The sequence below is a fragment of the Paenirhizobium cremeum genome (assembly GCF_047553425.1).
GTDB classification, from domain to species: domain Bacteria; phylum Pseudomonadota; class Alphaproteobacteria; order Rhizobiales; family Rhizobiaceae; genus Allorhizobium; species Allorhizobium cremeum.
In genome coordinates, this window is the sequence record NZ_CP180217.1 from 3,807,447 (window position 1) to 3,826,074 (window position 18,628).

At 60.2% G+C, this 18,628-nt stretch carries 21 protein-coding genes; 17 read left to right on the forward strand and 4 right to left on the reverse strand.

Going from position 1 to position 18,628, the window contains the following annotated elements; all coding sequences use genetic code 11:
• Positions 1-11 precede the first annotated feature (11 nt).
• Genes ACLBKR_RS18340 through dnaQ form a run of 4 tightly spaced genes read left to right on the forward strand, consistent with a single transcriptional unit; the run spans position 12 to position 2,762 of the window.
• A complete protein-coding gene (locus tag ACLBKR_RS18340) occupies positions 12-611 on the forward strand; it encodes a Maf-like protein (RefSeq protein WP_113425419.1) in 600 nt (199 codons plus the stop codon).
• A complete protein-coding gene (locus ACLBKR_RS18345) occupies positions 604-1,464 on the forward strand; it encodes a shikimate dehydrogenase (protein WP_113425418.1) in 861 nt (286 codons plus the stop codon). Before ACLBKR_RS18340 ends, ACLBKR_RS18345 begins: the two co-directional genes overlap by 8 nt.
• Positions 1,461-2,060 carry a dephospho-CoA kinase gene (coaE, locus tag ACLBKR_RS18350; protein ID WP_113425417.1) on the forward strand — a complete coding sequence of 200 codons (600 nt, stop codon included), beginning with the start codon at positions 1,461-1,463 and terminating at the stop codon, positions 2,058-2,060. The genes ACLBKR_RS18345 and coaE overlap by 4 nt, the downstream gene beginning before the upstream one ends.
• Positions 2,061-2,762: a DNA polymerase III subunit epsilon gene (gene dnaQ, locus ACLBKR_RS18355; RefSeq protein ID WP_113425416.1), complete on the forward strand. Its 702-nt coding sequence runs from the start codon at positions 2,061-2,063 to the stop codon at positions 2,760-2,762. It abuts the gene before it with no gap.
• 57 nt (positions 2,763-2,819) lie between these two features.
• Here dnaQ and secB read toward each other — a convergent pair whose 3' ends face one another.
• Both secB and ACLBKR_RS18365 read right to left on the reverse strand, forming a co-directional pair.
• Positions 2,820-3,296 (reverse strand): protein-export chaperone SecB, encoded by a 477-nt coding sequence (gene secB, locus ACLBKR_RS18360; RefSeq protein ID WP_112830653.1) that lies wholly within the window; start codon positions 3,294-3,296, stop codon positions 2,820-2,822.
• 96 nt (positions 3,297-3,392) lie between these two features.
• Complete coding sequence (locus ACLBKR_RS18365) at positions 3,393-3,890, reverse strand: FxsA family protein (RefSeq protein ID WP_113338041.1); 498 nt, start codon at positions 3,888-3,890, stop codon at positions 3,393-3,395.
• 152 nt (positions 3,891-4,042) lie between these two features.
• Between ACLBKR_RS18365 and ACLBKR_RS18370 the strand changes: the two genes are divergently transcribed.
• The 5 genes from ACLBKR_RS18370 to gyrB all read left to right on the forward strand — a co-directional run bounded on the left by ACLBKR_RS18370 (position 4,043) and on the right by gyrB (position 9,355).
• Positions 4,043-4,741 (forward strand): Tim44/TimA family putative adaptor protein, encoded by a 699-nt coding sequence (locus tag ACLBKR_RS18370; RefSeq protein WP_113338040.1) that lies wholly within the window; start codon positions 4,043-4,045, stop codon positions 4,739-4,741.
• On the forward strand, positions 4,738-5,859 hold the full coding sequence (locus ACLBKR_RS18375) for a murein transglycosylase A (protein WP_113447513.1): 1,122 nt from the start codon (positions 4,738-4,740) through the stop codon (positions 5,857-5,859). Before ACLBKR_RS18370 ends, ACLBKR_RS18375 begins: the two co-directional genes overlap by 4 nt.
• Positions 5,856-6,419, forward strand: a complete 564-nt coding sequence (locus ACLBKR_RS18380) for a Smr/MutS family protein (protein WP_414899938.1) — start codon at positions 5,856-5,858, stop codon at positions 6,417-6,419. The genes ACLBKR_RS18375 and ACLBKR_RS18380 overlap by 4 nt, the downstream gene beginning before the upstream one ends.
• Positions 6,416-6,781 (forward strand): helix-turn-helix transcriptional regulator, encoded by a 366-nt coding sequence (locus tag ACLBKR_RS18385; protein WP_113447514.1) that lies wholly within the window; start codon positions 6,416-6,418, stop codon positions 6,779-6,781. The genes ACLBKR_RS18380 and ACLBKR_RS18385 overlap by 4 nt, the downstream gene beginning before the upstream one ends.
• Before the next feature lie 138 nt (positions 6,782-6,919).
• Positions 6,920-9,355, forward strand: a complete 2,436-nt coding sequence (gene gyrB, locus ACLBKR_RS18390; RefSeq protein WP_113338038.1) for a DNA topoisomerase (ATP-hydrolyzing) subunit B — start codon at positions 6,920-6,922, stop codon at positions 9,353-9,355.
• A 72-nt stretch (positions 9,356-9,427) separates the two neighbouring features.
• Here gyrB and ACLBKR_RS18395 read toward each other — a convergent pair whose 3' ends face one another.
• Complete coding sequence (locus tag ACLBKR_RS18395) at positions 9,428-10,024, reverse strand: nitroreductase family protein (protein ID WP_113425414.1); 597 nt, start codon at positions 10,022-10,024, stop codon at positions 9,428-9,430.
• Between the two features lie 316 nt (positions 10,025-10,340).
• Between ACLBKR_RS18395 and ACLBKR_RS18400 the strand changes: the two genes are divergently transcribed.
• From ACLBKR_RS18400 to ACLBKR_RS18435, 8 genes are all read left to right on the forward strand, one after another.
• A complete protein-coding gene (locus ACLBKR_RS18400) occupies positions 10,341-11,621 on the forward strand; it encodes a polyhydroxyalkanoate depolymerase (RefSeq protein ID WP_113447515.1) in 1,281 nt (426 codons plus the stop codon).
• Positions 11,622-11,762: 141 nt separating this feature from the next.
• Complete coding sequence (locus ACLBKR_RS18405; protein ID WP_112830737.1) at positions 11,763-12,191, forward strand: DUF2852 domain-containing protein; 429 nt, start codon at positions 11,763-11,765, stop codon at positions 12,189-12,191.
• A 95-nt stretch (positions 12,192-12,286) separates the two neighbouring features.
• Positions 12,287-13,045 (forward strand): M48 family metallopeptidase, encoded by a 759-nt coding sequence (locus ACLBKR_RS18410; protein ID WP_113338035.1) that lies wholly within the window; start codon positions 12,287-12,289, stop codon positions 13,043-13,045.
• A 74-nt stretch (positions 13,046-13,119) separates the two neighbouring features.
• Entirely contained in the window at positions 13,120-13,794 is a 675-nt protein-coding gene (locus ACLBKR_RS18415; protein ID WP_112830738.1) for a phosphoribosylanthranilate isomerase, read from the forward strand.
• Positions 13,791-15,011 carry a tryptophan synthase subunit beta gene (gene trpB, locus ACLBKR_RS18420; RefSeq protein ID WP_113338034.1) on the forward strand — a complete coding sequence of 407 codons (1,221 nt, stop codon included), beginning with the start codon at positions 13,791-13,793 and terminating at the stop codon, positions 15,009-15,011. The genes ACLBKR_RS18415 and trpB overlap by 4 nt, the downstream gene beginning before the upstream one ends.
• 1 nt (position 15,012) lies before the next feature.
• On the forward strand, positions 15,013-15,852 hold the full coding sequence (gene trpA / locus ACLBKR_RS18425; RefSeq protein WP_113447516.1) for a tryptophan synthase subunit alpha: 840 nt from the start codon (positions 15,013-15,015) through the stop codon (positions 15,850-15,852).
• Between the two features lie 38 nt (positions 15,853-15,890).
• Positions 15,891-16,799: an acetyl-CoA carboxylase, carboxyltransferase subunit beta gene (gene accD, locus ACLBKR_RS18430; RefSeq protein WP_112830664.1), complete on the forward strand. Its 909-nt coding sequence runs from the start codon at positions 15,891-15,893 to the stop codon at positions 16,797-16,799.
• Positions 16,800-16,842: 43 nt separating this feature from the next.
• Positions 16,843-18,186, forward strand: coding sequence for a bifunctional folylpolyglutamate synthase/dihydrofolate synthase (locus ACLBKR_RS18435; protein ID WP_414899944.1), 1,344 nt, complete (start codon positions 16,843-16,845; stop codon positions 18,184-18,186).
• Positions 18,187-18,249: 63 nt separating this feature from the next.
• Here ACLBKR_RS18435 and trxA read toward each other — a convergent pair whose 3' ends face one another.
• Entirely contained in the window at positions 18,250-18,570 is a 321-nt protein-coding gene (gene trxA, locus ACLBKR_RS18440; RefSeq protein WP_112830666.1) for a thioredoxin, read from the reverse strand.
• Positions 18,571-18,628: the final 58 nt, after the last annotated feature.

Genomic DNA, 18,628 nt, shown 5'->3' on the forward strand with positions numbered 1-18,628 from the left:
GAAGGTGCCTCATGGCAGGGAAACTGATGCTCGCTTCGGCAAGTCAGTCGCGTCGAACGCTGATGGAAAATGCCGGCCTTCAATTTGAAACCGAAGCGGCGCGGATCGATGAACGCGCGGCCGAGGCCGGCATCGCCGGAGAACCGCTGCCTCCGGATCGGCTCGCATTGGAACTCGCACGGCTGAAGGCGCGCGACGTGGCCTCAAGGAATCCGGGCGCCCTCGTCATCGGCTGTGACCAGACCATGTCGCTTGACGATATCGTCTTTCATAAGCCTGCCGATATCGATGAGGCCAGACGGAATCTGAAGACCCTGCGTGGCAAGACCCATCGCTTGAACAGCGCCGTCGTTCTGGTGAGGGACAACCGGGTTCTCTGGGAGAATGTCTCGATAGCCGAACTCAGCATGCGCGCGTTTTCCGATGAATTTCTGGAACGCTACCTGGAACGGACAGGTGACGCGGTCCTCAAAAGCGTCGGTTGTTATCAATTGGAGGCTGAAGGAATCCGGCTATTTAAAGGGATAAGCGGCGACTATTTCACCATACTGGGTTTGCCGCTACTGCCGCTTCTGGAGGAGTTGCGGACCCTGGGGGAGATCGATGGCTGATTCACGTGAAACAATTTTTAACCATGCCTTCGTTGTCGGCTACCCGATCAAGCATTCGCGCTCTCCCCTCATTCACGGGCACTGGCTGAAGCGCTTCGGGATTGAAGGAAGCTATGAGCGGGTGGCGGTCAGTCCGGAGAATTTTGAAGCGTTCATTGCCGGACTGAAGAGTGGCGCATCCGGTTTTCGCGGGGGCAATGTAACTATACCTCACAAGGAAGCTGCATGCCGGCTCGCCGATGTTCTAGATGGCTTGGCCGAGGAACTCGGCGCTGCAAACACGCTCTGGATGGAAGAGGGCAGGCTGAACGCCACCAATACCGATGGCATCGGTTTCACCGCCAGTCTGGATGCTAGTCATCCTGGTTGGGATGGCGTCGACCGCGCAGTGATCCTCGGTGCGGGCGGCGCGAGCCGTGCCATCGTACAGGCGGTTCGGGATCGTGGTATCGGGGAGATCAACGTCGTCAACCGATCCCTGGAACGGGCGATGGAACTGGCCGACCGGTTTGGTCCGGCCGTCCATGCACATCCGATGTCGGCGCTTTCGGAAGTATGCGAAGGGGCAGGTCTTTTCATCAATACCACCTCGCTCGGCATGGACGGCGAACCGGTTGCCGAAATGCCGTTCGATCGTCTTCTTTCCTCTGCCCTTGTGACCGATATCGTCTATGTTCCGTTGATGACACCGATCCTGCTGCAGGCCAAGGCCAGGGGTCTGGCGACAGTGGACGGTCTCGGCATGCTCTTGCATCAGGCAGTGCCCGGTTTCGAGAGATGGTTCGGCCAGCGACCGGTGGTGGATGAGGAACTTCGCAATCTGGTCATCGCGGACATGGAGGTTCATGCATGATCGTCGTCGGGCTTACCGGATCGATCGGCATGGGGAAGTCAACGACGGCTAAGATGTTCGCCGATGCAGGTATCGCGGTGAACGATGCCGACCGGGTCGTCCACGAACTCTACCGCGGCAAGGCAGTTGAACCGGTAGAAGCCGCATTTCCCGGCGCGGTCCGCAATGGCGAGGTGGATCGTTCGGAACTGTCGAAAAACCTTGCGAGGAATCCGGCTAATTTCAAGCTTCTGGAGTCCATCATTCATCCGCTTGTGCGCGAGCGGGAACTAGAATTCCTGGAGGCGCAGCGCAAAGCTGCAGCTGATATGGTCGTTCTGGATATTCCGCTGCTCTACGAGACAGGTGCCGAAAAACGGGTTGATGTCGTCGTTGTCGTAAGTTGCGATGCCGAGATACAGCGCAAGCGGGTTCTGGAGCGGCCGGGCATGACACCGGAGAAATTTGCGATGATCCTCGAGCGGCAGACGCCGGATGCGGAAAAACGCCGGCGGGCCGATTTCGTTGTTGACACCGGTCACGGATTGGAAGCGGCGAGAAAACAGGTTCTGGACATTATTGATAGCCTGCGTCGGCGGGCGAAAGCGGAGGCATGAATGCGCGAGATCGTCTTCGATACGGAAACTACCGGCCTCGAATTCAAGAATGACCGGGTCATTGAAGTCGGCGGGATCGAACTCCTGAACCACTTCCCGACAGGAAGAAGTTTTCACGTCTATATCAATCCTGGCGACCGGAAGGTGCATCCGGACGCCCTGGCGGTTCACGGTATCACTGATGAGTCGCTGAAAGACAAACCGTCCTTTGCTGAAATCGTCGATGATCTCGTCGAGTTTTTCGATGGCGCAAAGTGGGTGGCCCACAACGCAACCTTCGACATGAACTTCATCAATGCCGAATTCGAGCGGCTCGGTCTCCCGCCGGTGCCGGGCGAAATGGTGGTGGATACGTTGGCGATAGCGCGCCGCAAGCATCCCATGGGTCCGAACTCGCTCGATGCGCTCTGCCGTCGATACGGAATCGACAACTCCCACCGAACGAAGCACGGGGCGCTCCTAGACTCCGAGCTGCTTGCGGAAGTTTACATCGAAATGCTGGGCGGCCGTCAGGCTGCCTTCGGCCTCGTGCAGTCCGAAACACGGGGTGGTTCAAGCGGCGGTGTCGAAACCGAAGTCATCGAGGTCTCCTATGAGCGGTCGAGACCGCTTTCGGCGCGCATCAGCGATGCTGAGGCGGAAAGACATGCAGGATTGCTCGGCCGACTGGGCGGCAAGGCAATCTGGTCGAAATACCGTTGAACGAAAAAGGCCCGGTAAAACCGGGCCTTTGTATTGTCTGACGGGTGGTTCCGAAGATCAGTTCGGAACGGCCTGAACCTTGGCGCGAGCCTGTTCTTCGGCGACACGCTGGGTGAACATCTGGGCGAAGTCGATCGGATCGATCATCAGCGGCGGGAAACCGCCGTTGCGGGTTGCGTCCGCAATGATCTGGCGGGCGAACGGGAACAGCAGGCGCGGGCACTCGATGAAGAGAACTGGCAGCATATGCTCCTGCGGGAAACCGGTGATGCGGAAAACACCGCCGTAAACGAGCTCGGCGGCGAAGAGGACCTTGTCGCCTTCCTTGGCTTCAGCATTGAGCGACAGAACGACGTCGAAGTCGGACTCGGTCAGCGGGTTGGCATTGACGTTTACATTGATGTTGATGGCGGGAGCCTTGTCCCGGGCCTGCAGCGACCGCGGTGCGCCGGGGTTCTCGAAGGACAGGTCCTTGATGTACTGAGCAAGTATGTTGAGGGAAGGACTTGCGGTTCCCTGATTTTCGTTGGCCATGGGGCGTTCCTCGCGGATTGAATTGCTATGGCCGTCTATCATTTCGACCGGGTGCTTACAACCCTCAGGCCGGAAGGCGCCTTCGGCCTTTTCCGGTCATCCTCGGGGATCCTTTCCGATCGACCATGGAGACTTGCCGTTGGCATCGCGCCGGAAGTCTTCTTCATCGAGATCGATGACGGGTCCGTCCTGGCGAGAATTTCCGGCGCCGGCACTCTGATAACTAAAGCCGCTGCTGCGGGAGACGACAATGCGCGGACCGATGATCGACCAGATGAGATCCCGCACGAAAGGGACGAAGAGCAGGAGGCCGACGACATCGGTCAGGAAACCGGGGATGATAAGGAGGAAGGCGGCCACCACGATCATTGCGCCGTGGAGGATTTCCTTTCCGGGATTATCGCCCGAACGGCTTTCTTTCTGGAGGCGCTGAAGAACGCCGGCGCCCTGGATGCGCAGGAGGGCAAGTCCGGCGAACACTGCCAGAAGTGTCAAACCGAGCGTCGCAAGGACACCGATCGCCTTGCCCACCAGGACGAATGTGGCGATCTCGGCAAAAGGCATCAGCAGGAGAATGGCCAGCGGCACACGCATGAGGGGATCCCCGATCCTTCTTCAATGGTTCCGGCCTCGCCGGTCGGAGCGGTTTCGAACCGACGACAAAGCACTTCGCTATTTGAATCATCGGCATATGCGGACTATATGGGTCTCACAAGCAGGAATTTAAACAGGGCCGACGGATTGCCATGGGATCGAACGACTTTGTGACTATCTTTTTTCTGGTGGCGGCAGTCCTGATTTTCCTGCAGCTACGCAGTGTACTCGGTCGCCGTACCGGGAATGAGAAGCCGCCTTTTGATCCTTATTCGCCTCGCGACCTTGCCAAGGGGCCTGGCAGCGATGACGGAAAGGTTGTCACTCTGCCCCGCCGCGACGAACAGGGAAGCGACGAGCGTTTTGCCGTCGTCGATGCCTTCGCCGCCCCTGGCACGGAACTGAACGAATCACTGCGTGAACTGGTCAAACAGGACCAGAATTTCAACCCGAAGGAGTTTCTCAACGGCGCCCGCATGGCTTACGAGATGATCGTGATGGCCTATGCCGATGGGGATCGCAAAACCCTGAAGAGTCTTCTCTCCCGGGAGGTACTGGAAGGCTTCGAGGCTGCGATCTCGGAACGGGAAGCCCGCGGGGAAGTGGTGAAGTCCACCTTTGTCGGCATTGAAAAGGCCGATATACTTCAAGCCGCGATCAAGGACGGTGAAGAGCAGGTGACCGTTCGCATCGTCTGCCAGTTGATTACCGCGACGTATGACAAGACCGGCAAGCTGATCGATGGTGATGCGGAAGCCGTTTCTGAGGTCAACGATCTCTGGACCTTTGCGCGCGACGTCCGCTCGCGCGACCCTAACTGGAAGCTGATCGCGACCGAATCCGAGCTATGACTGGCGCCGCGGCATCGTTCAGGCTGAAACCGGTAACCTTCGACGATCTCGAGGGTTGGGATCGGGACGACCCGTCGCCGCTGTTCGACGCGCTTGCCGCCTGTCGGCGTCACATTCGAGAGGTAAAGCCTTACCGTACGGGTGCAACAGGGCTTTCGTCCGCCGATTTCCTGCCGCTGCTGGATCTTGCCGCGAGCGTCGCGCCGCAAAACGCTGCCCAGGCGAGGGCATTTTTCGAGACGGAATGTCGGCCCTTTCTGATCGAGCCGGAAAACGGCGGCCGGGGGTTCGTGACCGCCTTTTACGAGCCGGAAGTCGAAGTGCGGGAGGAGCCGGACGAGGAGTTCCGCTTTCCCTTCTACAGGCGCCCCGATGACCTTGTCGATCTCGATGACGACAACCGGGCCGCGGATATGGATGCAAGCTATGCCTTCGGTCGTTTGCAGGATGGCGTTGTTTCTCCTTACCCGGATCGCCGGGCCATCGACGAAGGCTATCTCGAGGGCAAGGGCTTGGAGATAGCCTGGGCGCGATCGAAGGTGGATGTCTTCTATGTTCACGTTCAGGGCGCAGCCCGACTCCGGTATGCCGACGGTCGCATAGGCCGCATCACTTATGCCGCTAAGGCCGGCCATCCATTCTCCGGCATCGGCAAGCTGTTAGTCGATACCGGCGAAATCCCCCTTACCGGGATATCCATGCAGTCGATCCGCGCCTGGCTCGCGGCCCATCCTGAAAGGGTGAACGAAGTCCTCTGGCATAACCGGTCCTACATCTTCTTCCGTGAGGCCGAGGTGCCGGACCCGAACCTTGGTCCGATCGCCGCGGCAAAGGTGCCTCTGGTTGCAGGCCGCTCGCTGGCGGTCGACCGGTTGATCCACAGCTTCGGCTTTCCCTTCTTCATCCGATCGGAGAGCCTGACATGCATCGACGATGGACAGCCCTTCGCCCGGCTGATGCTGGCGCTCGATACGGGATCGGCGATTGTCGGTCCCGCGCGCGGCGATATTTTTACCGGCTCCGGCGACGAGGCGGGCGAACGTGCCGGCGCCGTGCGAAATGCGGCCGACTTCTATATACTCGTCCCGAAAGAGGCGGCTTCGAGGTTCGGCTGGTGAAGGGCAAAGGAAAACTCAGCGCGGAAGATCGTATCCTGTGGGGCAAGGTCGCCAGGTCGACGAGGCCGATGCCGGGTCGCCTCGAGGAACTCGCTGGATTCGAGGAAATCTTCGTCGAGCCCGCTCCCGAGGACAAGGCGGCATCTTCGGCTTCGGCGGCTCCCGCTGGCGACGTGGCTGGTACGCAGGCGGGGCAGAAGAAGACTCCGGGCGGAATACATCATCCGCTGGAGAAACCGGTCAAGCGCAAGCTGTCGCGCGGTCATCTTGCGCTTGAGGCCCGCATCGATCTTCATGGCCTGATTCAGAGCGAGGCGCACGGCATCCTTCTCGACTTTCTCCTGCGCGCCCATGACAGGGGCTTGCGGCATGTGCTGGTGATTACCGGCAAGGGGCGTTCCATGGGAAGCGACGGCGCGCTGAAACGTTCGGTTCCGCTCTGGTTTTCCAAGCCCGAGTTCCGCTTTCTCATTTCGTCCTACGAGACGGCCGCTCGTCAGCATGGCGGGGAGGGCGCGCTCTATGTCCGACTGTCGCGAGGCAGGGGGGATCGCGGATGACACCGTTCGGCGAAGCGCTGCGACGGTTGCGGGAAAAGAAGGGCGTTTCCCAAAAGGAAATGGCGGCCGCGATCGGCGTATCTCCGGCCTATCTTTCCGCTCTGGAACACGGCCGAAAGGGGAAACCGAATTTCGATTTTCTCCAGCGTGTCGCCGGCTATTTCAATATCATCTGGGATGAGGCGGAGGAACTTTTTGCCATCGCCGGCGTGTCCGATCCGAGGGTCGTTGTCGATACCGCGGGCCTGCCCGCCGAATATACCGCTTTCGCCAATGAACTGGCCCGCAGGATTCGCACCCTCCCCCCGGATGTGCTAAAGCAACTCAACGATCTGCTCGAAGCTGCAAAAAAGCCGGCTTGAAACGCTCTAAGGCCGCCATATCCACGGGTTTCGCGCGGCCCGCCTTTGGAACTTGCGTCAAACCTCCTATAGTCGATGCGCTCGATGGCGCTGATTCGATATCGACGCTTTGAACATCATGACTGGAAAGATTGCTGAATGACCGACATGCCGATCAAGGAAAATGATGGTCCGGCCGAATACGGCGCGGATTCGATCAAGGTGCTGAAGGGGCTTGATGCAGTCCGCAAGCGCCCCGGCATGTATATCGGTGACACCGACGACGGCTCGGGTCTGCATCACATGGTCTACGAAGTCGTCGATAACGCGATCGACGAAGCGCTGGCCGGTCATGCCGATATCGTGACGGTGACCCTGAATGCCGACGGCTCCGTAACCGTGACGGACAACGGTCGTGGCATCCCGACGGATATCCACCCGACCGAAGGTGTCTCCGCTGCCGAAGTCATCATGACGCAGCTTCATGCCGGCGGTAAGTTCGACCAGAATTCCTACAAGGTTTCGGGCGGTCTTCACGGCGTGGGGGTCTCGGTTGTCAACGCGCTCTCGGTCAAGCTGAGCCTCAAGATCCGCCGCAGCGGCAAGATCCATGAGATGAGCTTCACCCACGGCGTGGCGGACGCGCCGCTGAAGGTCACGGGTGATTATGAGGGTCGCTCCGGCACCGAAGTTACGTTCCTGCCAAGCGCCGAAACCTTCACCAGGACCGAATTCGACTATGCGACGCTGGAACACCGCCTGCGCGAACTCGCCTTCCTCAACTCGGGTGTCCGCATCCTGCTGACCGACAAGCGCAAGTCAGACATCCGCCAAGAAGAGATGGTCTATGACGGCGGCCTTGAGGCCTTCGTGCGTTTCCTCGACCGCGCCAAGAAGCCGCTGGTCGAAAAGCCGGTCGCGATCCGTGGCGAGAAGGACGGCATCACCGTCGAGGTCGCCATGTGGTGGAACGACAGCTACCACGAAAACGTGCTCTGCTTCACCAACAACATTCCGCAGCGCGATGGTGGCACCCACATGGCCGGCTTCCGCGCCGCCCTGACCCGACAGATCACCTCCTATGCCGATACCTCTGGCATCATCAAGAAGGAAAAGGTGACGCTGACCGGGGATGACTGCCGCGAAGGCCTGACGGCCGTGCTGTCCGTAAAGGTTCCGGATCCGAAGTTCTCGTCTCAGACCAAGGACAAGCTGGTTTCGTCTGAAGTCCGTCCCGTCGTTGAAAGCCTGGTCAACGAGGCTCTTTCCACCTGGCTAGAGGAACATCCCTCGGATGCCAAGATCCTTGTCGGCAAGGTGGTCGAGGCCGCGGTCGCCCGTGAAGCGGCGCGAAAGGCCCGGGAACTGACACGGCGCAAGGGCGCGCTCGATATCGCATCGCTGCCGGGCAAGCTCGCCGACTGCTCGGAGCGCGATCCCGCCAAATCGGAACTCTTCCTGGTCGAGGGCGACTCGGCAGGCGGTTCGGCAAAGCAGGGCCGCTCGCGCGAGACGCAGGCCATCCTGCCGCTGCGCGGCAAGATCCTGAACGTGGAACGGGCGCGTTTCGACAAGATGCTGTCGAGCCAGGAAATCGGTACGCTCATCACCGCGCTCGGCACCTCGATCGGCAAGGACGAGTTCAACGCCGACAAGCTGCGGTATCACAAGATCATCATCATGACAGATGCTGACGTCGACGGCGCCCACATCCGCACACTGCTGCTGACCTTCTTCTTCCGCCAAATGCCGGAACTGATCGAGCGCGGTCATCTCTACATCGCCCAGCCGCCGCTCTATAAGGTTGCTCGCGGGAAGTCCGTCCAGTATCTAAAGGACGAGAAGGCGCTTGAAGACTACCTCATTACCATGGGCATCGAAGAAGCCACGCTGACGCTTGGTAACGGTGAGGTCAGGGCCGGGCAGGATCTGCGCGATGTCATCCAGGATGCGCTGAGATTGCGTTCCCTCGTCGATGGATTGCATTCGCGTTACAACCGCAACGTCATCGAACAGGCGGCAATTGCCGGAGCACTCAATCCGGAACTCACCGATAATCATGCCCGCGCCGAGGAAACCGCCGCCGAAGTGGCTAGGCGCCTCGATCTCATCGCCGAGGAAACCGAACGCGGCTGGACCGGTCATGTCACCGAGGAGGGCGGTTTGCGCTTCGAGCGCATGGTCCGCGGCGTCAAGGAAGTGGCGTCCATTGACGTCGCCTTGATCGGTTCCGCCGATGCGCGCCATATCGACCAGCTTACGCCGCGTCTCCACGATATTTATGCCGCTCCGCCGAAACTCGCCCGCAAGGACGATCGCGCGGAAATTTCCGGCCCGCGGGCACTGCTGGATTCCATCTTCGCCGCCGGTCGCAAGGGTCTCACCATGCAGCGTTATAAAGGACTTGGCGAAATGAACGCCGAGCAACTCTGGGAAACGACGCTCGATCCGAATGTCCGTTCGCTGCTGCAGGTGAGGGTGAGCGACGCAACCGATGCTGACGGTTTGTTCTCGCGCCTGATGGGCGACGAGGTCGAGCCTCGACGCGAGTTTATTCAGGACAACGCGCTGAGCGTTGCCAATCTCGATATCTGATATCGGAAAAGTTTCACGTGAATCCGGCTAAGGAGTGATTCACGTGAAACACTTGGTTAATGAAACTGGTGTTCAGTTCTTGAAGCTGCCGCTGAAGGCAACTGCAGAAAGCGGCTTGCGCTGGTTCGGTACTTCCCGTTCCTGAAGCGTCGGCGGCAGCAGCGACCTCTCACCACGACGGCCGATTGCAACGGCGGCCTCGGCGCGATATCCCGCCGGGGCACGAAGAACTTCGACGGCCCGGTCGAAATCAACGCCGCCCATAGCGTGCGCAGCGTAGCCGGAATGCATTGCCTGCAGCGCCATCATGGCCCATGCCGCGCCGGTGTCGAAGCTGTGGCTACGGAAGGGGCGGGGCTCGGAACCGTCATCGCGCCGGCTCAAGGTGTCAGAGAACAGAAAGACCAGGGCCGAAGCCGACTTGGCCCAGACCTGATTCGACTCGACCAGAAGCCCCAGGAAACTCTCCCACTCGGGCGTCGTGTTCAGTGCATAGACGAAACGCCAGGGCTGGTAGTTGCTTCCCGACGGTGCCCAATGCGCCGCTTCGAGGATGGTCAAGAGATCCGCTTCGGGCATCGCCTCGCCGGTGAAGGAGCGGGGCGACCAGCGATCGAGAAACATGGGGTGGATGGCATATTCGGAGTGGCGGTCGTTGCTGGTTGTCATCGGTGAACCTGTAGGGGGGAGGAGGATTGCGCCGTGTGGCGCGGTCAGAAGATATTGCGACGGCCCGAGCTTGCAAGCCCGTCCGGGCGGATTTCGAGGCACTCTTTCCCATCGGCATAGGCCAGGAGGGGATCGATAACCATCCTTCCCCGCGAAACATTAATTCCCCCCTGGCATTATGATGCGGCCGGGATGGCAATATCCCGCCACCAAAGGACGAATTCACAAGGGAGTTTCCATTAGGGCAAACTCTGGTAGTTTTTAACGAATGAAGCGCAGAATCGCGGAATGACGGCAGCGGAAAGGCGATCGCCCCATGTTCTACCAGCTCTATGAATTGAATCACGCGGCGATGGCCCCGTTCAGGGCAAGTGCCGATGTCATGCGCCTCGCCTATCGCAGCCCGCTCAATCCCCTTTCCCACACTGTGCTCGGCCGCACACTGGCGGCGGGGTTCGAGGTCTTCGAACGTGTCACGCGGCGCTACGGAAAACCGGAATTCGGCCTGCCGACCACGACGGTCGAAGGTCAGATGGTGACCGTCACCGAGGAGATCGTCTGGAAAAAGCCGTTCTGCAATCTCATCCATTTCAAGCGCGATCTGCCGCCGTCCGTGGAACAGGGACCACGCATCCTGATCGTCGCGCCGATGTCAGGCCATTATGCCACGCTGCTGCGTGGAACGGTCGAGGCCCTGATCCAGAACGCCGACGTTTACATCACCGACTGGATCGATGCCCGCACCGTGCCGCTCACGGATGGCAATTTCGATCTCGACGACTACATCGACTATGTGATCGAGATCCTTCACCATCTGGGCAAGGGCACCAATGTAGTGGCGGTCTGCCAGCCGTCGGTCCCGGTTCTTGCGGCCGTGTCCGTCATGGAAGCCAATGACGATCCGCTGTCGCCGGCGTCCATGACGCTGATGGGCGGCCCGATCGATACCCGCATCAATCCGACTGCGGTCAACGAACTGGCACAGAACAAGCCGCTCGACTGGTTCCGCGACAATGTCATCATGAACGTGCCCTGGCCCCAGCCCGGCTTCATGCGCGCCGTCTATCCCGGTTTCCTTCAGCTTTCGGGATTTATGTCGATGAATCTCGACCGGCACATGATCGCCCACAAGGATTTCTACATGCACCTCGTCAAGAATGACGGGGACTCGGCCGAGAAGCATCGCGATTTCTACGACGAGTATCTGGCTGTCATGGACCTGACCGCGGAGTTCTATCTCCAAACTGTCGATACGGTCTTCATCCGGCATGCCCTGCCAAAGGGGGACATGACCCATCGAGGCAATCCCGTCAATCCGACCGCCATCCGCAACGTGGCGCTTCTGACCGTGGAAGGGGAGAACGACGACATCTCTGGCGTCGGGCAGACGAAGGCTGCCCAGACGCTTTGCGTCAACATTCCGGAAAACATGCGCATGCATTACATGCAGCCGGATGTCGGCCACTACGGCGTGTTCAACGGTTCGCGCTTCCGCCGGGAAATTGCGCCCCGGATCATCGCCTTCGCGAAGCAGCATACGCCGGTGGCCAAGGCAGGCCCGGTCAAGCGGGTCATCAAGGGCGGCAAGTCGGCCTGACGGAACGGTCGATTTTCCTTGGGCAATTCAGGCCCTTGCCTGAATTGCCGGGACTTTGCCTTGAAGGCGGGGAGAGCGTTTACCACATCGATTTCATCGGGCGGCATCTCGCCCCCGTGCAAAAGCGAAGGGTAGATGATGATGAACCAGTCAGCATTGCTTCGTCCGGACTGGACGCCGGCAACTGTCGCCTTGATGGTGCTCGGCTTCGTGGTCTTCTGGCCGCTGGGTCTGGCCATGCTTGCCTATATCCTGTTCGGCGATCGCTTCCGCGATTTCAAGCGGGAGGCTAACCGCTCCGCCGATGGTATCTTTTCGAAATGCCGCAGTGGTCGCTACGGCCGCAGCCACTTCTCGACCGGCAACGTCGCCTTCGACGATTGGCGCAAGGCCGAGCTTGACCGGATCGAGGAAGAACGCCGCAAGCTCGACGAGATGCGGGCGGAATTCGACAGCTACCTGCGCGAGCTTCGCCGTGCCAAGGACCAGGAGGAGTTCGATCGTTTCATGCGCGAGCGGGCCAATGCCCGCAAGGATGACGGTGCGGCCTCCGGCTATTCCGGCGTCTGAGCAGACGCCGCCATGGATGCAGATGATAGCCGGCACCTCCGGGTGCCGGTCTTTTTTGTGGAGCGAATAAAGTTCGAATCGGCTAGAAAGAAGCCATGTTTCCCTTCCTGAAAAAACCGGCAGGCAAGACGAAGCCGATAGCGACCTCGACCCGTCAGCTCGCGCTCGACGGACGGGAAATGCCGCTCACCATTCGCCGCAATGCCCGTGCAACCCGCATCACCTTGCGGATCGAACCCGGCGGTCGCGCTTTGAAGATGACGATACCGCCGGGCCTCAAGGAACGCGAGATCGCGGATTTCCTCGATCGTCACCAGGGATGGCTGAAGGCGAAACTCGCGCGCTATGCGGATTCCCCGCCCATTGCCGATGGCGGCGAAATATCGCTGCGCGGCGTTCCCCACAGGATCATTCATACCGGCCACCTGCGCGGGTTGACCGAGGCGTTCGATTCCGAGATCGGTCCGGTGCTCAGCGTCAGCGGGATGGAGGAACATCTCGGCCGGCGCATTGCGACCTTCCTGAAGAAGGAAGCGCGGCGGGATCTGGAGATACTGGTGGCCGCCCATGCGAAGCGAGTAGGACGACCGGTAAAGTCCCTGACGATGAAGGACACCCGCAGCCGCTGGGGATCCTGTTCATGGGATGGCAATCTGAGTTTCTCCTGGCGTATCGTCATGGCACCGCCGCCGGTGATCGATTATCTCGCCGCCCATGAGGTCGCGCATCTGCGCGAGATGAACCATGGCCCGGCCTTCTGGGCACTCTGCCGCGAGCTTTGTCCGCACATGGACGAGGCCAAGGCCTGGCTGAAACGGCATGGTGCCCGGCTTCATGCCATCGATTTCGATTGAGGTTGGAAAGACCGGCACCGGCTTTGTCGCAATTTGGCTCGACTCTTTTGCATTTTCGTGTCACTTCCGCTGCCATGAAACCGGATATCAAGATCTGTGGGCTGACGACGGCGGAAGCCGTGGATCGCGCTGTTGAGCGCGGTGCGGGCTATATCGGCTTCATTTTCTTCCCCAAGAGCCCCCGCAACATCGAGCCCGACATCGCCGGCAAACTGGCGGACCGGGTGAGGGGTAGAGCGAAGATCGTTGCCGTTACCGTCGATGCCGACAATGACGACCTTGACGAGATCATCGCGCTCTTGAAGCCCGATATCTTGCAGTTCCATGGAAAGGAAAGTCCGGAACGTCTGTTGACGGTCAAGGCCGTGACCGGCCTGCCGATCATGAAAGCGCTTTCTATCCGTGAGCCTGATGACCTGAAACGGATCGCGCCCTATATCGGTATTGCGGATCGGTTTCTTTTTGATGCCAAGCCGCCGGCGGGATCGGATCTGCCGGGCGGCAACGGCGTGACCTTTGACTGGCGTCTTCTGCGCACGCTTGACGCGGGCGTGGATTACATGCTTTCCGGAGGCCTCAACAAGGACAACATCGCCGACGCTTTAAGGGAAACCGGCGCGCGTGGCATCGATGTGTCGTCCGGCGTCGAGAGCGCCCCGGGCGTCAAGGATCTGAATAAGATGGACGAGTTTTTTGCCGCGGTCGAAGACGCTTCGATCCGCGAGCCTGCATCAGGGAGCGCAGCGTGAACGAGTCACCCAAGCCCAATTCCTTCCGGGAAGGTCCGGACGAGGACGGTCGTTTCGGCATTTTCGGCGGACGCTTTGTCGCCGAGACCTTGATGCCGCTGATCCTGGACCTGCAGGCGGAATGGGAAAAGGCAAAGACTGATCCGGAATTTCAGGCGGAGTTGAAGTCCCTCGGCGCGCATTACATTGGCCGGCCAAGCCCGCTTTATTTCGCCGAGCGCCTGACCGAACACCTTGGTGGCGCCAAGATCTACTTCAAGCGGGAAGAGCTCAATCACACGGGTTCCCACAAGATCAACAATTGCATCGGCCAGATCCTGCTTGCCAAGCGAATGGGCAAGACGCGCATCATCGCAGAGACCGGCGCAGGCCAGCATGGCGTCGCCTCGGCGACGGTGGCCGCCCGCTTCGGCTTTCCCTGCGTGGTCTACATGGGCGCAACCGACGTCAAGCGCCAGGCTCCGAACGTCTTCCGCATGAAGCTGCTCGGCGCCGAGGTGAAGCCGGTAACCGCCGGCCACGGCACGCTGAAGGACGCCATGAACGAGGCATTGCGTGACTGGGTCACCAATGTCGAGGACACCTATTACCTGATCGGCACGGCTGCCGGTCCGCATCCCTATCCGGAAATGGTGCGCGACTTCCAGGCGGTGATCGGCCGGGAAGCCCGCGAACAGATGCTCGAAGCCGAGGGCAGGCTGCCCGATCTCGTCATCGCGGCCGTCGGCGGCGGTTCCAATGCCATCGGCATCTTCCACCCGTTCCTCGACGACCAGGACGTCAAGATCGTCGGTGTAGAAGCGGGTGGCAAGGGCCTTTCCGGCGATGAGCACTGTGCCTCCATCACCGCCGGCTCGCCGGGTGTCCTGCATGGCAACCGCACCTACCTGCTTCAGGATGGAGACGGCCAGATCAAGGAAGGCCATTCGATCTCGGCAGGCCTCGATTATCCGGGCATCGGTCCCGAACACGCCTGGCTCAACGACATCGGCCGCGTGGAATACGTGCCGATCCTGGACGATGAGGCGCTCGAAGCCTTCCAGCTCCTGACGAAGCTCGAAGGCATCATCCCGGCGCTCGAGCCATCCCATGCGGTGGCCGAAGTCATCAAGCGCGCCCCGAAGATGGGCAAGGACGAGATCATCCTGCTGAACCTGTCGGGTCGCGGCGACAAGGATATCTTCACCGTCGGCAACATCCTCGGCATGGAGCTTTGAAATGACCGCACGCATGGACAAACGTTTCGCCGATCTGAAGGCGGAAGGACGCCCGGCGCTGATTACCTATTTCATGGGCGGCGACCCTGACTACGAGACGTCGCTGGCGATCATGAAGGGCCTGCCGGAAGCCGGAGCCGACGTGATCGAACTCGGCATGCCCTTTTCCGATCCGATGGCCGATGGTCCCGCAATTCAGATGGCCGGCCAGCGCGCGCTGAAATCCGGACAGACGCTGGAGAAGACGCTTCAGCTCGCCCGCGAATTTCGCAAAGACGACCAGGCGACCCCGATCGTTATGATGGGATACTACAATCCCATATACGTCTTCGGCGTCGAGCGCTTTCTCGATGAAGCGCTGAAAGCCGGTATCGACGGACTGATCGTGGTCGATCTTCCGCCGGAAATGGACGACGAACTCTGCCTTCCCGCCCGCAAGCGGGACATCAACTTCATTCGCCTTGCCACGCCGACAACGGATGAGAAGCGCCTGCCGACGGTTCTGCAGAATACCTCCGGTTTCGTCTATTATGTATCGATGACCGGTATCACCGGCTCGGCGCTTCCCGATCCCTCCAAGGTCTCCGGCGCCGTCCAGCGCATCAAAGCCCATACCGACCTGCCCGTCTGCGTCGGCTTCGGCGTCAAGACTGCGGAACATGCGCGCCTCATCGGTGCAAACGCCGACGGCGTTGTCGTCGGTACCGCTATCGTCAATCAGGTCGCCAACAATCTGACCCCGGCCGGCGAGGCAACCGCCGATACCGTCCAGGCAGTAGCGACCCTGGTCAGCGGTCTTGCCGGCGGCGTGCGTTCCGCCCGCCTTGCTGCTGCCGAATAATCTTCCGATATTGGCTCTTTCAGTCAGGAGTTAGTCAATTGAACTGGATCACCAACTATGTACGGCCGCGGATCAATTCCATGCTGGGCCGCAGGGAAGTTCCGGAAAACCTCTGGATCAAGTGCCCCGAAACCGGCGAGATGGTCTTTCACAAGGACCTTGAGGAAAACAAGTGGGTCATTCCCGCTTCAGGCTATCACATGAAGATGCCGGCCAAGGCGCGCCTCATCGATCTCTTCGACGGTGGCAAATACGAGGCTCTTCCGCAGCCGAAGGTCGTGCAGGACCCGCTGAAATTCCGCGACTCGAAGAAATATACCGATCGCCTGAAGGACAGCCGCACCAAGACCGAGCAGGAGGATACCATCCTTGCCGGCGTCGGCACGGTGGAAGGCCTCAAGCTGGTTGCCGTTGTGCATGAGTTCAACTTCATGGGCGGCTCGCTCGGCATCGCTGCCGGCGAGGCGATCGTCAAGGCGTTCGAACGCGCGCTGGCGGAAAAGTGCCCGCTGGTGATGTTCCCGGCCTCTGGCGGCGCCCGCATGCAGGAAGGTATCCTGTCGCTCATGCAGATGCCGCGCACAACCGTCATGGTCGACATGCTGAAGGAAGCCGGCCTGCCTTACATCGTCGTCCTCACCAACCCTACGACGGGCGGGGTCACGGCGTCCTATGCCATGCTGGGCGATCTTCATATCGCCGAACCAGGCGCCGAAATCTGCTTCGCCGGTAAGCGCGTGATCGAGCAGACCATCCGCGAAAAACTGCCGGAAGGCTTCCAGACCTCGGAATATCTGCTCGACCACGGCATGGTGGACATGGTCGTCAAGCGCCATGACATCCCGGCGCTCCTGGCGCGAGTCCTGAAGATCATGATGAAGCGCCCGGCCAACACGGACGCCGCCCCGGCAAAGACGCCGGCTCTTTCGGACAAGCCAGCGGCCTGAACGACAGCACTCTACCGAGCCGAAGCTGCGGAATCGAAATATCATGACTGAGCCCGCCTTCAGTGAGGCAGAACAGGTAATCGAGGAGCTCATGGGGTTGCACCCCAAGGGCTTCGATCTTTCATTGGACCGTATTCGCCGGTTGCTCGAAGGTCTCGGCAATCCGCATCTGCGACTGCCGCCCGTCATTCACGTTGCCGGAACCAACGGCAAGGGATCGGTTACGGCCTTTTGCCGCGCGCTGCTCGAGGCACAGGGCCTGAGCGTGCATGTCCATACCTCACCGCATCTGGTGCGCTGGCATGAGCGTTATCGCATCGGCGTCAGGGGCGGGCAGGGCCAATTGGTCGAGGATGCCGATTTTGCCGGTGCTCTGCATCGCGTGGCCGAAGCCAATGGCGGCCAGCAGATTACCGTCTTCGAAATCCTGACAGCGGTCACTTTCCTGCTGTTTTCGGAAAAGCCGGCTGACGTCGCGATCATCGAAGTGGGCCTTGGCGGCCGTTTCGATGCGACCAATGTTATCGAAAAGCCGGCCGTCTCGGTCATTATGCCCATCTCGCTCGATCATCAGCCCTATCTCGGCGATCGTGTCGAACTGATCGCCGCCGAAAAGGCCGGCATCATGAAACGCGGGCTTCCTGTGGTCATCGGCCACCAGGAATACGAATCCGCCCGCGATGTCCTGGTGACGACGGCCGAACGGCTGGGCTGCCCGCATGTCGTCTATGCCCAGGATTTCTCCGCACATGAGGAATTCGGGCGCCTCGTCTATCAGGACGAATTCGGCCTGCTGGATCTTTCCCTGCCGCGGTTGCCGGGGCGTCACCAGTTCGCCAATGCCGCCGCCGCGATCCGTGCGGTGAAGGCTGCGGGCTTTCCGGTGACCGAGGCGATCGCGGAAAAAGCGATGACAAGCGTCGAGTGGCCGGGCCGCCTGCAGCGTATGACGGAAGGCCTGCTCATGGCCCATGCTCCGGAGGGTGCGGAGATCTGGGTGGACGGCGGGCACAACCCCGGGGCCGGCGAGGTCATTGCGGAAGCCATGGCGGGCTTCGAGGAGCGTCAGTCCAGGCCGCTCTACCTCGTCACCGGCATGATCAATACCAAGGATCCGGTCGGCTACTTCAAGGCCTTCGCCGATATCGCCCAGCACGTCTTTACTGTGCCGATTCGCGGTACGGATGCAGCCATCGACCCGGTCGTCCTCGCGCATGCGGCCTTCGATGCCGGGCTCGTCGCTTCCCCTGTCTCGTCGGTTGCCGAAGCGCTTGACGAAATTCGCGAGCGGATCGATCCCGACCAGCCGGCGCCTCGAATCCTGATCGGCGGATCGCTGTATCTTGTCGGTAACGTCCTGGCGGACAACGGCACACCGCCCAAATGAAGAGTTTGAACCAATGAAAAAGCCCGGCATTGCCGGGCTTTTCTCTTTGCTTTTGGAAGCGGATCAGGCCGCGTTCGAAATCCAGCTTGCCAGCGCCGTCTTGGGAGCGGCGCCGACCTTGATGTCAGCCACTTCGCCACCCTTGAACATGGCGAGCGTCGGAATGGAGCGGACACCGAACTTGGCGGCCAGTTCCGGGTTTTCATCGATGTTGAGCTTCGCGACCTTCACCTTGCCAGCCATTTCGGTGGCGATTTCTTCGAGGCTCGGAGCGATCATCTTGCAGGGACCGCACCATTCGGCCCAGAAATCAACGACGACCGGTTCGGCCGATTCGAGAACTTCGGCCTGGAAATTGGAATTATCGACTTTTACGGTAGCCATCTGGCTGCTCCTTTACGGGTGCTTTGCTTGCAACATATCTGATGCCGACGCCGGACAT